13 protein-coding genes and 1 pseudogene are annotated in these 14,255 nt (G+C 48.2%); 6 read left to right on the top strand and 8 right to left on the bottom strand.

Annotated elements, in window-relative coordinates; genetic code table 11:
* Nucleotides 1-295: 295 nt before the first annotated feature.
* Nucleotides 296-1,159, bottom strand: a complete 864-nt coding sequence (locus tag ACM5QY_RS13785) for a LysR family transcriptional regulator (protein WP_416121341.1) — start codon at nucleotides 1,157-1,159, stop codon at nucleotides 296-298.
* A 102-nt stretch (nucleotides 1,160-1,261) separates the two neighbouring features.
* Between ACM5QY_RS13785 and ACM5QY_RS13780 the strand changes: the two genes are divergently transcribed.
* Nucleotides 1,262-2,632 carry an MFS transporter gene (locus ACM5QY_RS13780; protein ID WP_416121340.1) on the top strand — a complete coding sequence of 457 codons (1,371 nt, stop codon included), beginning with the start codon at nucleotides 1,262-1,264 and terminating at the stop codon, nucleotides 2,630-2,632.
* Between the two features lie 108 nt (nucleotides 2,633-2,740).
* Here ACM5QY_RS13780 and ACM5QY_RS13775 read toward each other — a convergent pair whose 3' ends face one another.
* From ACM5QY_RS13775 to ACM5QY_RS13745, 7 genes and pseudogenes are all read right to left on the bottom strand, one after another.
* Nucleotides 2,741-3,094, bottom strand: a complete 354-nt coding sequence (locus ACM5QY_RS13775) for a hypothetical protein (RefSeq protein WP_416121339.1) — start codon at nucleotides 3,092-3,094, stop codon at nucleotides 2,741-2,743.
* A gap of 200 nt (nucleotides 3,095-3,294) precedes the next feature.
* On the bottom strand, nucleotides 3,295-3,486 hold the full coding sequence (locus tag ACM5QY_RS13770) for a tautomerase family protein (RefSeq protein WP_416121338.1): 192 nt from the start codon (nucleotides 3,484-3,486) through the stop codon (nucleotides 3,295-3,297).
* 126 nt (nucleotides 3,487-3,612) lie between these two features.
* A pseudogene (locus ACM5QY_RS13765) lies at nucleotides 3,613-4,940 on the bottom strand (IS4 family transposase).
* A 111-nt stretch (nucleotides 4,941-5,051) separates the two neighbouring features.
* Nucleotides 5,052-5,354: a LysR substrate-binding domain-containing protein gene (locus ACM5QY_RS13760; RefSeq protein ID WP_416121337.1), complete on the bottom strand. Its 303-nt coding sequence runs from the start codon at nucleotides 5,352-5,354 to the stop codon at nucleotides 5,052-5,054.
* On the bottom strand, nucleotides 5,351-5,971 hold the full coding sequence (locus tag ACM5QY_RS13755; RefSeq protein WP_416121336.1) for a LysR family transcriptional regulator: 621 nt from the start codon (nucleotides 5,969-5,971) through the stop codon (nucleotides 5,351-5,353). Before ACM5QY_RS13755 ends, ACM5QY_RS13760 begins: the two co-directional genes overlap by 4 nt.
* A gap of 131 nt (nucleotides 5,972-6,102) precedes the next feature.
* Nucleotides 6,103-7,416 carry a methyl-accepting chemotaxis protein gene (locus ACM5QY_RS13750; RefSeq protein ID WP_416121335.1) on the bottom strand — a complete coding sequence of 438 codons (1,314 nt, stop codon included), beginning with the start codon at nucleotides 7,414-7,416 and terminating at the stop codon, nucleotides 6,103-6,105.
* A 342-nt stretch (nucleotides 7,417-7,758) separates the two neighbouring features.
* Nucleotides 7,759-8,694: a quinone oxidoreductase family protein gene (locus tag ACM5QY_RS13745; RefSeq protein ID WP_416121334.1), complete on the bottom strand. Its 936-nt coding sequence runs from the start codon at nucleotides 8,692-8,694 to the stop codon at nucleotides 7,759-7,761.
* Nucleotides 8,695-8,764: 70 nt separating this feature from the next.
* On the opposite strand from ACM5QY_RS13745, the gene ACM5QY_RS13740 reads away from it, so the two are divergent.
* The 5 genes from ACM5QY_RS13740 to ACM5QY_RS13720 all read left to right on the top strand — a co-directional run bounded on the left by ACM5QY_RS13740 (nucleotide 8,765) and on the right by ACM5QY_RS13720 (nucleotide 14,237).
* Nucleotides 8,765-9,250: a MarR family winged helix-turn-helix transcriptional regulator gene (locus ACM5QY_RS13740; RefSeq protein WP_416121333.1), complete on the top strand. Its 486-nt coding sequence runs from the start codon at nucleotides 8,765-8,767 to the stop codon at nucleotides 9,248-9,250.
* Nucleotides 9,251-9,587: 337 nt separating this feature from the next.
* A complete protein-coding gene (locus ACM5QY_RS13735) occupies nucleotides 9,588-11,126 on the top strand; it encodes a cryptochrome/photolyase family protein (RefSeq protein ID WP_416121332.1) in 1,539 nt (512 codons plus the stop codon).
* Nucleotides 11,123-11,260, top strand: a complete 138-nt coding sequence (locus ACM5QY_RS13730) for a DUF2256 domain-containing protein (RefSeq protein ID WP_416121331.1) — start codon at nucleotides 11,123-11,125, stop codon at nucleotides 11,258-11,260. Before ACM5QY_RS13735 ends, ACM5QY_RS13730 begins: the two co-directional genes overlap by 4 nt.
* A gap of 1,121 nt (nucleotides 11,261-12,381) precedes the next feature.
* The gene (cspE, locus tag ACM5QY_RS13725) at nucleotides 12,382-12,594 is read left to right on the top strand and encodes a transcription antiterminator/RNA stability regulator CspE (RefSeq protein ID WP_416121330.1); all 213 of its coding nucleotides are present in this window, start codon (nucleotides 12,382-12,384) and stop codon (nucleotides 12,592-12,594) included.
* A 749-nt stretch (nucleotides 12,595-13,343) separates the two neighbouring features.
* Nucleotides 13,344-14,237, top strand: coding sequence for a LysR family transcriptional regulator (locus ACM5QY_RS13720; RefSeq protein ID WP_416121329.1), 894 nt, complete (start codon nucleotides 13,344-13,346; stop codon nucleotides 14,235-14,237).
* Nucleotides 14,238-14,255: the final 18 nt, after the last annotated feature.

Below are 14,255 nucleotides of genomic sequence, written 5' to 3'. Positions count from 1 at the left end.
CGAATCTTTATACGATTTAGATTCAACGAGTTAGTGTGAAAAGTCTTCCCGATGCATTTTCATTTCTTCCTCCGCATCGGGAGAATCTGGTGGTCAGATTTAGGGCCAGTCTTGTTCGATAATGAAGTGCCTCCCATATGTTTCATTACGACTCAAATAATTCGCCACTTATCCCTCTGTCAGAAACCCTGCAAGACGTCTGCTTAACAACATAAACAACCCTAGCTTGCTGGTAATGGGCAAAAAAGACCGTATGCCATCACAACATGATGAAAATTAAGTATTATTAGAATTCTCAACCAGTTAAACCCAACCCCTTACTGTCGATTAATTCAGCTATGGCAATCAATGCTTGCTGGAGGTGTTTATCATTACGCCTGTCGGGATGTTTTGCTGTCCAGATATCAAGGCTTAGCATCGGTTTCGTCGTTTCAAGCTTTATCAGCCGTTCATCATTATCGCCAAGAAAACAGGGTATTCCCGCAATACCGATCCCTGAACATGCAGCTTCAAACTGGTTACTCAGGTCAGCAACTTCGCATATCACAGGTTTATTCCCTATTGTCTCGTAAAGCCATCTCTTATGGTCAAAATCTGTGTGACGCTCAGGGTAAGCGATAAATTCCCATTTATCAGGTTCTTTAAGATGGCAATATTCTCTACCCGCATAGAGTGCAAACTCCATCTGCCCTATCTTTCTGATGATATCCGAGTCTTTTATGCCAGGTGATAATCTCACCGCAAGGTGCGCTTCAAGTCGTGCCAGTGAAACAAAATGAGCATCGCTCAGTATTGATAACTGCGCCATCGGCAATCGCTGAGATAACGCCAACATATTGGGTGCAAAAAAGTGTCTGGCGAGCACAGGCGGCGCGGAAATTGTGATTTTTGATCGCTCTTGTTTGGAGGTAATCGACATCTGTTCAATCTTAAGCGTGCGGGTTTCAATGTCGCTGGCCTCCTGTAAGATTTTTTGACCTAACTCTGTTACCCGTGCCTCGCGAGGCAAACGCTCTATAAGTCGAACGTCAAGTTGCTCTTCAAGAGAGGCCAGGCGCCTGCTCACTGTAGCCTGATCAATATGTAAAGATCGCGCTGCGCTGGATAATGTTCCCGTTCTGGCTATAGCCAGAAAAATCCTCAAGTCTTCCCAATTCATAAAGTATGCATTTTTGCATGGAGTGGTGGCATATTTTAGTATTTATACATGGAAATACAATGGATACCCTGATCGGATTATCTTCTTAATCAGGGTTCACTCATGTCTACAATGTCTCCGTCTCTGAAGGCCATTCAGTTCGCTACGTGTTTGGGATTTTTAGTGGTTCAACTTGACGTAAGTGTGGTTAACGTCGGACTCGGATCCCTGAAAGTTGCCTTTAATACCGATCTTACTGGTCTTGAATGGGTGATTAACAGCTATGCACTGGTATTTGCAGCCCTGTTGATCACCGGCGGCGCACTCGGCGATAAGTTCGGCGCTCGCAATATTTTTACCTGGGGATTTGTTTTTTTCACGCTGGGTTCTATCGGCTGCGATCTTGCCAACAGTATGTCCATGTTAACCACAATGCGAGGAATACAAGGTCTCGGTGCTGCCCTTCTGGTTCCGACTTCACTCACGTTAATCAGAATATCTTTTGCTGATCTTGTCATGAGGCGAACTGCAGTGGCCTTATGGGGAGCATGCGGTGGGATCGCGCTGGCAGCGGGACCTGTTTTGGGGGGATTTTTAATACAATACCTCGGTTGGCGTAGCGTGTTCCTTATTAACGTTCCTCTGGGTTTATTGGCAATTTTTTTAATACAACGTTATGCCTCACCCTCTCCCCGTGTGAATAAAAAGATCGACATTTTCGGGCAGGTCAGTATTGCCATCTGTATTGCAGCCCTGACTTATGGCCTGACTGAAACGAGTGCAGAAGGTTGGACAGGTGGGACTCTGGGCATGATGTTTACTGCGGCAGTGTTCTTAGTTGTTTTTGCGATAACCCAAAGGTTCGTCAGGTTCCCAATGTTGCCTGCGCGTTTAGCAAAAAATAAAGTGCTGGCGACGACAGCGCTTTGCGGAGCAGTCATCAACCTGACATTTTACGGTACAGTGTTTGACCTCAGTATCTACTTTCAAAGCATCCTTCATTACGATGCGATTAAAACAGGTTTGTCATTCATCCCATTGACGGCAGTGCTGACGATTTCAACCCTGGTTTCATCACATGTGGCCAAAAAAGTGAGTGATATACGGATCATTATTACCGGTTTCAGCGTCCAAATTATCGGTTTCATTCTGTTGTCACAGTTAATCGAGAACAGCTCATGGTGGTTTCTTAATGGTGCACTGATGATGGTGGGTATCGGTAGTGCAATGTCAGTCCCTTCCATCACCAATTCGATGCTGGCATCTGTTTCACAACACGACGCGGGGATGGCTTCCGGCCTGATGGCGTCTGCAAGACAACTGGGAGGTGTCATAGGGGTCGCACTCTTCGGCGCAATGATTGCCCACACCGGCCTCATCAATTTTTCTTCCGGCATGGCGCATGGCATGTGGTTATCTGTGTTTTGTTTACTGCTGTGCATTATGGTGAATATGCGGGTATTACGTCGTAAAAGCCTGCCTGCTCAGGGTTAATCAAACAGATATCAATATGATGATGCGTCAAAATTATCGAGAGCAAAATCGATGAAGCTCGGTAAGTTTCATAACAGATCTCAGATTAAAATTTCTCAGAAGAAAGAATTAACGGGTAAAGCCATCGAAAGGCGTCATGTACACAGCGCCAAACGGATCAAGTTTTGCTCTGGTGGCAGCATCTGGCTTGCCGTAAACGGTCAGACTCGTTACATCGACCAAAGACAGGAATTCCTCAGCGAAAGGAGAAAATGTCTGTTCAACATGGCTGACTACAGAATCTGCTTTATAACGTTCAACAATATGAGCGATTTTCTCATCGTCACTCACACTGTAAATATAGGCAAGAGTTCCTGGTTCTTTATTTGTCTCTTTGACAATTTTCTCGACCAGACTTTTAAAAGCAGGGAAATTATTTCCTTTAATAGCCAGGGTAAAGACGTTGATAACTTCACTTTCCATTTGATGTTCCTTGATAATCAGGTGCGTTAAAAATGGAGCATTTGATTAATTATGAAGAGAAACAGGCTCAAAAAAATTAATAAGCCTGTCTTCATTTGTTTTTAAATAGCAGCAACTGCACGTTTTGCTTTGCGGGTGAAAAGACACAGGCAGCGGCGTGCTAAATATATGCTGGTATGCGGTAGAAAATGAGGGTCAGCTTATTTTTTCAATGTTTCTGAAAATAGTTCACCGGAAATGGCCCAGTTTTCAGTCTTAACGTCATTGAAAATAACGTAGATATATTGTGGGTCAACTTTTGCTTCAGTAGAAATAGCATCAGTGACTGCTTTAGCGATAGCGGCTTTAGCATCATCACGGCCTTCAAACATCTGAATATTAACAACTGGCATGGTGTGTCCTCATCAAGGTGAACTTAATTGTGTTGTCAGGTCTGTCTGACCTTGAGAACATCTTAGTCCAACCTTAAAAGTTGATAAACACCCTAAAAGTGCACGTAGAGTAGTAATGCCAGTCAGTTAAGCAACTGACTGGCTTTTTTCCTGTGCTTTTGGATACTTCCGGGGTCTTTCCTTCACCACTCTCGGAAAGGCCCTTTCTCTTCTTATCGGCAGCTTCACCATCTGCGCCATACTCTCCAGATTACGCAACAGTTCGGGGATCCGGCCCGGAGATGCGCCCTGAAGCGTCATTAACATCCTCATCACCAGACTGCACGAGTCTGAGAAGCTTAGCTGATTCGGCCAGTAACCCTTTAGGGTTTTAGACATCTTAATCATCTGATAACGAACAAGATTATAGGCTAGTAATACCCCCATAACTCCTGCTCGACAAGTTCTGGTTTTTTACTTCTCAGCGTTAACCGACTCAGTAACATCGTCTGCTTAATTTCACGATAACCCAGTTCGATTTCCCAACGGTGGCCGTAGAGATCGGCCATTTCCCCCCCCGGGTACCGCATGGCATCTGTCATTGAGGTCAGCAGATGGCAGACTTTGCCTTTACGGGTAAACGTCAGAAGGCGAGCCGTCATTTCCTCCCCCAGATCAGGCCACTTTTTCCGGGCCTGAGGACTGGTTTTCATCCTTATCAGATGATCGCCTTTACCGAGTTTTCGCACCTCTTCGTACTGCGCTCCTTTTTTCAACGGGATCATCCAGTGACGGCTCTCTCCCGCCTGATGCCAGGCATTCAGCAGCCCCAGAGAATAATAACCTTTATCGAGTAAAGTCAGTGTGTTATCGCCTGTTTGTTCTATCAGTTTTTCTGCCAGCGTATATTCGCTTTCTTTCATCGTACCGAAGGCGGCAGCCGTAAGCAGGTGGCTGGTCAGTTCCATCTGGCAGACCATTTTCACCTGCGGATAAAGCCCCGGTTGCCCGGCATAGGTCTGTCGCGGGAAAGCCACATCATTTTCTGGTGTATCCTGGGTTCGCCAGACGACACCGTCCACCGCCAGTAATGTCAGACCACACCAGTGTGGATGGGTGACGGAGTTGTGCCACACCTGTGCCGTTTGGGTAAACACGCGGCGAACGGCATCACTTCCCAGGCGCTGGCGGGCCTGGATAACGGCGCTTGGGGCAACGAAGGGCCGGTTGCCGGGGAGCATAATATCCAGACGGTTCACGATTTGGTGGAGGGGTTCTTCGCGTTCGAGCGCCATGCCAATGATGCACCAGACCATCATTTCCAACGGGAGACGGCGTTTACGCAGCGTGACGGAACCTGACTCGGCCAGACAGCGGGAGACAAGGTCGGGATCCAGAACATCACCGAGAGAAGTCAGAGGGTTACGGGTAGAGTCGTAGCAGGAAACGAGCTCAAGAGCCTGAGCAATGCGCATAAAAAAAATCCAGAAACGAAGAACGTTTCTGGATTTTTACACAGCCACTGGATCGTTCAACTGATCCTTAACTGATCGGCATTACACGTAGAGTAGACTTTATTTCGTCAATTAGCAGAAGGCATTTTGTTCAGACAATTCAGAAAGCTGGTCAATAATAAAACGGACACCCGGCAATAAAAGGCGCGACCTTGGACAGATAACGTTGAGTTCGGTAGCGCTGGGGGTGAGTTCCGGGAGTATCAGAACAAGCTCACCTTTTTGTACATAGGGTCGCAATAGGGATTCAGGAAACTGGATAATACCGGCTCCGGATACACAAACCCCCACCATCGCATCCCCGTCGCTGATCTGATGAAATGGGGTGGGATGAATGCGAACATCTTCTTTTGCTTTTCTGACCAACCAACTCAATGGCCTCCCCCGCGCCAGGCCATAATGCAACGATGCTGTGTTAAATCTTCGAAAGTTTTTGGGCTGCCGTAACGTTGAAGATAAGCCGGTGAGGCAGCGAACACTAAATGTTGCTCATTGAGTTTTTTGGCGACCAGATCCGCACTGTCTTTCATCGGTCCAAAGCGTATAGCCAAATCAAAACCCACATCCAGTGGATCAATGATCTTGTCATTAAATGTGATGGTCAATTTTAATTGCGTAAATCGTTCAGCCATATCTAACAATATTGGCATCATTACCGAACGCCCAAATGCTGCAGGCATATCGATCCTCACGGTTCCGGAAGGTTCAGTCATTTTTGAACGCAATGAATTTTCTGCCGCCTGAAGGGTTTCAAGCGCAATTAAACAGCTGGCGAGATAGGACTCGCCTTCCGTGGTCAGGCTGATTTTTCGCGTCGTGCGATGAAAAAGGGCCACCCCCAGATTTTTCTCCAGTAGCGTAATGCTCTTTCCAATCGCCGATTTTGAAATACCAAGTTGCCCGGCAGCTTCCGTAAAACTCAGGACATTTGCCGCTGTCACAAAATGAATAATGCTGCGGAAGGACTCTACCGCGCCAGCTGGGGTTATCATGTGTGAGGTTCTCCCTGAGTCATGATGCATACAGTATCCGAATTATGCTTATTCGCACCGTATCAGATCGTGGTTACGGTCAAAAGCAGACCTGCCAATCCCCTGACAAAAAATATCTTACTGAGAGATGATTATTCTGACGTCACCGAGCGTGTAACATCCCTGACAGCGCTCTCCACCCGTTCTGAATCATTCTGAATGCTGGCCATCACCTCACCGGCTTTGCGCATCAGCGTTACCCCGAGCCCGGTGTTTTCCAGGCTATTCTCAATACCTTTCAGAACGTCTCTCGCCAGCTGGTTATTGCCGGCTACAACTCTCTCGATTTCCTCTGTAGCCCCGCTGACGCTGGCCGCTAAATTACGCACTTCTGCTGCAACAACCGCAAAACTTCTGCCCGATGCGCCTGCCCGTGCGGCCTCAATCGCCGCATTAAGGGCGATGAGCCGGGTCTGGGTAGCAAAGCTTCTGATGGTTTCGACCATCCCATCAATGCTGTCTGACTGACTGTTGAGTTTTGATACGTCTGCGGATACCACGTTCATCCCCTCCTCAATCCTGTCAATTATTCGGATACTGTCCTTTATGACCGCCGCGCCTGCCTGCGCACTTCCCCGGGTCTGGACCGCCATATTCCAGGCATGTACGGCCGCATCATGCTCCTTCTGATTTCGCATGACCTGCTCAGTCACGTCAGCTGCAAATTTGACTATCTTGTAAAGCTGCCCGTTGCTGTTAAATACGGGATTGTAGGTGGCCCGAAGCCAGATGGGGTCACCCTGACGGTTCAGCCGCGGAAACTGGCCTGAAAAAAACTCCCCCTGATTCAGCCTTAACCAGAAGTGACGGTACTCTTCGCTATTGTGCAGTGCTTCAGAACAGAACATCCGGTGATGATGGCCCAATACTTCCTTGCTGTCATAGCCGGTGGTTTTAAGAAAGTTTTCGTTAGCGTCAAGCACTTCACCTGCAGGTGTAAATGAAATCACCGCCATAGAACGGCTGATGGCATTGATAATCGACTCCTGCTCAAGTGCTGACTGTACCCGCCCGGAGATATCTGCAGCTATTTTAATGATTTTGAATACTCTGCCGCGCCGGTTAGTGACGGGGATGTAGCTGGCCTCAAGCCACACAGGATGCTGTCCACTGGCCAGTCGCAGATATTTACCACTGAAACTTTCACCCGCCGCGAGGCGCTGCCAAAAGCGCCGATAATCGGGTGAGCTTACAAATGAATCCGGACAGAACATGCTGTGATGGCGGCCGATGATTTCGTCAGCCCGGTAATTCATGGTTGCCAGAAACGACGGACTGGCTCTCTCAATTATACCTTCAGGGGAGAATTCGATAACCGGCATGGCATGATGAAGCGCCCTGAACGAAGCCGCAGACCGCGGACGGGTAAAGTAAGAAAAAGCGTGTGTTAGAAAATGAAAGCGCATCAATTATACCGAGTGATGTTAGGGAAGCTGTATATATCGGCAGAGCTGCCTTCAGCATTAAGTATCACTGTGATAGGTCTGGCTGATTATCAAATCAAAGCCATAAATTGTTTTGTAGAGGCAGGTTCAGAATCTGGCTTATCTACCGCGAGCGGTAAAATCGGTCTTATAACATATTGTCCAGAAGATGTTCGGGAGTGCCTTTTGCCTTTGAGAACATGAAGATGGTATGTCACCGTCTCGAGATTTGTCTGCGGGCCCGGGCACTCCACGATAAACTTAATGCTGTCAGTGATAACAGAGAGCCGGTCGGGTTAACTGTTATCGTCACTTATCTTAGTGTCAGAGGGTAAAAACAGTGCGGCAACGGCTGTCATCCTCATTCCAGGCAACATTCACTTCGCTTAACGGGCGTTCATGGAAAGGGATGGAGAAATCACTCTTTACCGCAGCCTGCAAAAGTTCACCGACAGACGCCACCAGCTCAGCATTGGATACACTACCCAGACCACTGCCCATCAGGGTCAAACCTGATGAACGCAGCAATTTACTGTGCAATGAAATTTCTTGTCCGCTCAATGAGCCAATCTGAACAAAACGCACTACCCTGGCGCCGCCGGCAACAGCAGACATCATAATATCGAGTGCGCTCTGCCCCCAGAGATAATCCAGAACGACGTCGATCCCCTCGGCCATCAATGCGGGCAGTTCTGCTGATAATGCATCCAGCGTAAGCGTAATATCTGCCCCCTGTGTGCGGAGTTTTTCCAGTGCCTGAGGATTACGTCCGGTTGCAATGATTTTCCCTGCACCCAGATGACGGGCGATACGGACAGCCAAACCGCCGGAGGTGCCGGTCGCACCATTAATCAAAACCGTTTCGCCTTTGCGCAATTGCGCCCGACGGGTCAGTGCCGTCCAGGATGACATGCCGGGATTACCGATTGCTGCCGCCATCGTCAGATCAAGCGTTGCTGGAAGCGGGACGACACTTTTGGGGGTCACCAGCGTCATTTCTGCCATACTGCCAAAAGGAGAGTTTAGCGCGAAAAAAAAGACCGGATCACCGTTAGCCAGGTAACCGGCACCATCAATTCCGGGTATAAACGGATACTCAATTGCCGAACTGTAATGGGTTCCCGCAGCCCGTGACTTGGCCAACTGGCTCATCGCGGCCGCTTTCACATTGACTACGCTGTACCGGTCATCGGCCTCAGGCGCGCGGAATTCGCCATAGACTGGCGTCTCACCTTTCCCACTGATAATCGCTGCTTTCATTGATATTTCCTTCTGCCCGTTAAAAATAAGTGTATAATGCACACATTATTCCCGATTCTGGATACCGTCAATGAAAAAAGTGCAAAATACACATAAATCTACCGATTTCGATGATTTGCATGATGCCCTGCTCGCCATCGTGGGGGCCTTCAACCGCCCGCAACGTGATGAAATAATGATCGAAGATTCAGGCATTACTCTTGATCGTGCGTTATTTCCGCTGCTGGTACTGATAAGCCGCTACGGCCCGATGGGGGTTGGCGAACTCGCCGACCGTGTAGGCCGGGATTACACGACGGTGAGCCGTCAGATTGCGAAACTTGAGCAGATAGGGCTGGCTCGTCGGCAAAAAAATGCCAAGGATAAGAGAATTAACGAAGCGATCATTACTTCTGAAGGAAAAGGAATGACCGATAAAATTGATGAAACGCGCGCCCGCATTTATGACAGCATTTTCCGGAACTGGTCAGGCAACGAAAGCGCTGAACTGGAAAGACTGTTGAAGAAATTTATGAACGATTTCGCCACGCTGGAACAAAACCATAAGGCCATTTAGCCTGAGACAACGGCCTGGCACGTAATGTATACGGCAAGTGAAACCGCGTGTTTCGACCAAATAACCCTGAGGCAGGCCCTGCCGGAACAGCGCCACGCGTGACTTAAGGCGTTGCACAACGGTTGCCGGTTGAATGTCCCCGGTAACGCCCGCTTTCAGCGTAATGGTAGCTGCGCGGTCGCGCCGCCAGAGGGTCGGTTGCTCAAGCTGATGGCTGAATCATTTACTTATAGAGATCTTCCGACATACTGATCATGTCCCCGGAGGATTTCCCACATAAAGACGTATTTTAACCACGCTCAGAGAGCCCGTTTTCTATACTGCAAGGTTCATTCTAATGACTAAAAACCGCCGGTTGTGCCTGGTCCTGGGCGATCAGCTCTCGTTTGGTCTGGCTTCTTTGAACGGGCTGGATGCCCAAAGTGATGCCGTTCTTTTGGTCGAAGTCATGGAGGAAGCATGCCATGTCCCTCACCATCCGCAAAAAATTGTGCTTATTTTCAGTGCAATGCGTCACTTTGCACACGCGCTGAAGCAGCAAGGTTTTTGCGTGCATTACGTCAGCCTCGATGATCCGCTCAATACCGGATCTGTACCGGGCGAATTACTGCGCTGGCAGTCGCAGTTGCAGTCTGAAGAGGTTCACCTGACAGAATGCGGGGACTGGCGTCTTGAGCAGTCACTCAGAGAGTGTGGCCTGCCCATACAGTGGCATTCCGACACCCGCTTTTTGTGCTCGCGTGATGAGTTCTCATCCTGGGCCAAAGATAAAAAGCAGTTGCGCATGGAGTTTTTCTATCGGGAAATGCGCCGCAAAAGCGGGCTGCTGATGAATATCGATGGTACTCCCGCAGGCGGCAACTGGAATTTTGATGCAGAAAACCGCAAGGCGCTCCCCAAAGGCGTGGCAGCGCCCTATCCGGCGCGCTTTAGCCCGGACACGATCACTCAGGACGTGCTTCGACTGGTACGTGAACATTTCGCCAACCATTACGGTTCAGTGGACGTGTTCGATTATCCGGTGACGCATGCCGATGCACAGTCACTGTGGGATTATTTTCTGGATTTCGGCCTGGCCGCGTTCGGGGATTATCAGGATGCAATGGCATGCGACGAACCTTATTTATTTCACGCACGTATCAGCGCCGCCCTCAATATTGGTTTGCTGGATGTGCGGCAGTTGTGCGGCGATGTGGAGTCCGCCTATTTGTCTGGCAGAATTAAACTCAATGCGGCCGAGGGGTTTATTCGTCAGCTGATTGGATGGCGTGAGTATGTGCGCGGGGTCTACTGGCTGAGGATGCCAGACTATGCAGGCGGCAACGTCTTTGGTAACAGCAGGTCGCTTCCTGAATTCTACTGGACCGGTAAAACCCGGATGAACTGCATGCGACAAGCCATCGGCCAAAGCCTTGAATATGCCTATGCGCACCATATACAACGGCTGATGGTGACGGGTAACTTCGCGCTGCTTGCGGGCATTGCGCCGGCTGAAATATGCGAATGGTATCTCGCCATTTATATGGATGCCTTCGACTGGGTTGAGTTACCCAATACGCTCGGCATGGTCATGCACGCCGACGGGGGGTATCTGGGCTCTAAACCTTATTGCGCAAGCGGTCAGTATATAAACCGCATGTCCGACTACTGCCGCAGTTGCGAGTATAAGGTCAGTGAAAGCACGGCGGATAACGCCTGCCCTTTCAATGCACTCTACTGGCATTTCATTATGCGACACGGCGAACTTCTGCGCGGAAATCACCGCATGGGCATGACGTATAAAAATCTTGATCGCCTGTCGGAATCTAAGCGAGAAGCGCTCTGGCAACGCGGCCAGATGCTGCTGGCGAAACTGGATGCGGGGGAATCACTTTGAAAAAAAGCGAACTTCCGTCAAAAATTTGTACAGTGTGCGGACGCCCTTTTAGCTGGCGAAAAAAGTGGGAAAAATGCTGGGACGACGTGCGTAAGTGCTCAGAACGATGTCGGCGTAAAAAAGAGGCGAGCTGACCGGGTGGTATAAAAACCGAGGGTTATGCAGCCTCAGTGAGCGGTAACAACGGACAAAAAGCAGCCTGTTTCTTTATTTTTATTGCTGCCCGTTCAGGCTCCCTGAGGTTTCGCCTGTGAAATCTCTTACCTGGAAATACGTCAGTCAGGTTATCTCCAGGCGAAAGAATAAGAAAAGTCTTAGAGCAAAACCACATGGGTGGCTTAAATAGCTGCTGTAAATAAAAACATGTTATTAAAAACAGTATTGACAGTGTTTTTAAAATCCGTAAATTAGCTTTCAACGGCGCTGAAATGATACCTCGCTGTTTAAGTTAAGAGTCTGAGTAATGTACAAAATGTAATTTGCGAAAAAGGCTACGAAGTTTGTTGTATGGGATAACTGACGCACAAAGTTTAATACGTCAGTAAAGTTTAACCGTTATGCAGTAGTAATAGTTAATCGCAAATTTGTAAAAGTTAGCGCGACGATGTAACGCCATGTTTTATGAGTCATTATTTGCGATAGAGTGTGTTAACAAGTTGAGTTAGATTATCGCAACGAAAGTAAGGCAACGCATCAATAGTTTATGTCGCGAGGGGAGATGTACTTGTTTAAATTGCCATTATCGTAATGCAGTCATATGGCATAATAGTTTTTCTGGAAAAATAGAGGGAGGTTTTAGTTAGTTCTTAGTACCCAATATTATCTGTGTTAAACGTGTACATTTAAAAGCAGTATCATTAGCAGTACTCAATATTAAGTCCATTAATGTTAAATCTGAAGTCCATAGTACCTTAAAAGCCCTGGCTGCAATGGTCAGGGCTTTTATTGTCTCTCGCGTGAACGTCATCCTTTTTTGATAGTCCCTCGCCACTCCATTTCGCCTGACGGTTTTTTCACATAGCCATAACATTAATAAAATTAATACTTGCCAAGCAAACAAAAGCCAGGCTAATATAAAGTCATCGGTTTGGAACACAGACCTTATGAAAGCAGTTTTAGTCAAGCAGTCCTCAGTTCAGGCGTTATCTTAAGATACCCTTCTTCATGAGCCTTCTCCTAAGTGCCCCATAAGTAAAATCTGCAAAACAGGCCATGTTCGCCACATCAGTGGCTCAAAAATGAAAAGGAAGTATCTATGTCTAACAAAATGACTGGTTTAGTAAAATGGTTTAACCCTGAAAAAGGTTTCGGTTTCATCACTCCTGAAGATGGCAGCAAAGATGTGTTTGTACACTTCTCCGCCATTCAGAGTAGCGATTTCAAAACCCTCGACGAAGGCCAAAAAGTGGAGTTCTCTATCGAGAACGGCGCGAAGGGTCCGTCAGCAGTGAATGTTACCGCGCTCTGATTGCCGGTATTCACATTGCCACTTAGCGTAGCGATAAAGGCCAACGCTCGAGCCGGTAAGTGAAGTGAAAAAAAACCGCCGCGGCGGTTTTTTTTATTCAGGCGATCAACTGAAACACCTCGTGAACGTGTTTGGTTACAGTTGCTGTACTGAAAAAATAAAGCCAAATACAGCACATCCAATGACAGTGAAAGTCAGCAGACCCACCAGTAATTTCCAGCCAAACACCTCATCCTCCGTTCCTATAACGTGTGATGTAAGAAGCATCAGGGTTCACTATCATCATGATTATTCGATACCTGACCTGCCAGTCTGATCACAGCAAAAATACCCACAGCGATCAACGCAATGATGAGAATAACCGCGACACACTCCATAAAACTCATTGCCTAAAACCTTGATTTACCGTTATATTCATCTCAGATATTTTCTGCGGATCAACAGGTCAGATTGGCGATAAGCGAACCGCCCCGCGCGCTGCACCAGCATCCCACTGACCGGATGCTGTTATAACGGAGAAAATATAATTTTCTCTTTTCGCGGTGTCAAGAGTCGTACCGGCCAGCATGCAGACCCGCAGGAAAATCCCCCAGCATAAAACCGAACCTGCGGCGTAATGGAAAAGAATGCCCCTTGCATCCTGATGGCAACTTTTCCTTTCGCATGTCCTTGTGCAAATTTCCGGGTAATTACCCTCCCCGCCGTTATCATGGGAAACGGCCTGATCGTATTGCGTAAGGAAATAGCCCGTGCTGAAAGAAAACTTTAATGAATTACAGATGTTTCTTGTCGTGGCGCGGGAGAGAAGTTTTACCAAGGCGGCGAGTAAGCTTGATGTTTCGCAATCGGCGATCAGCCACGCGATAAAGGCGCTTGAAGAACGTCTGAACATCCGTCTACTGACGCGCACCACCCGCAGCGTGACACCGACGCAAGCGGGTGAACGCATTATTGCCTGTCTGGAACCACGCCTTGCGGATCTTGAACAGGAGCTGGAAACGCTGCTTCATCTCAACGGTAAGACATCGGGAAATATTCGTCTTTCAGCGGGAGAACATTCCGCGCGCAGCCTGGTGTGGCCGAAGCTCAAGCCTTTTCTGAAACAATACCCGGAAATCAGTATCGAGCTGTTGGTCGATAACGGGTTTGTGAATATCGTTGAGGGACGTTTTGACGCGGGCATTCGTCTGGGTGAAAGCGTGGATAAGGATATGATAGCGGTAAAAATCGGCCCGGAGCTCCGTATGGCGGTGGTCGGTTCACCAGCATATTTCGCAGAGCATCCCCTTCCGCAAACGCCACATGATTTGCAAAATCATCAGTGCATTAATATGCGTTTACCGACCGCCGGTGGCGTGTATCACTGGGAATTTGAGAAAGACCGAAAGCCATTGCGCGTGCGCGTTGAAGGGCAACTGACGTTAAATTTACTGTCAGAAAGAATCGATGCCGTGCAGTCCGGGTTTGGTATTGCCTGCGTACCAGAAGATATGATTGTGGATCTCGTGAAATCGGGCGAACTGGTACAGATCCTGGAAGAATGGTGCCCGTATTTCCCCGGTTATTATCTTTATTATCCAAGCAGAAAACAGCACCCGCCCGCGTTTGCGCTGCTGATCGATGCGCTGCGTTATTCAGAATAAAAGGTTCACGGCGGGGGC

It is taken from the genome of Rahnella sp. PCH160, assembly GCF_047784855.1.
Classification (GTDB): Bacteria; Pseudomonadota; Gammaproteobacteria; order Enterobacterales; family Enterobacteriaceae; genus Rahnella.
Note: the sequence above shows the minus strand (reverse complement) of the source record. Positions and strands in the feature narration are given on the sequence as shown.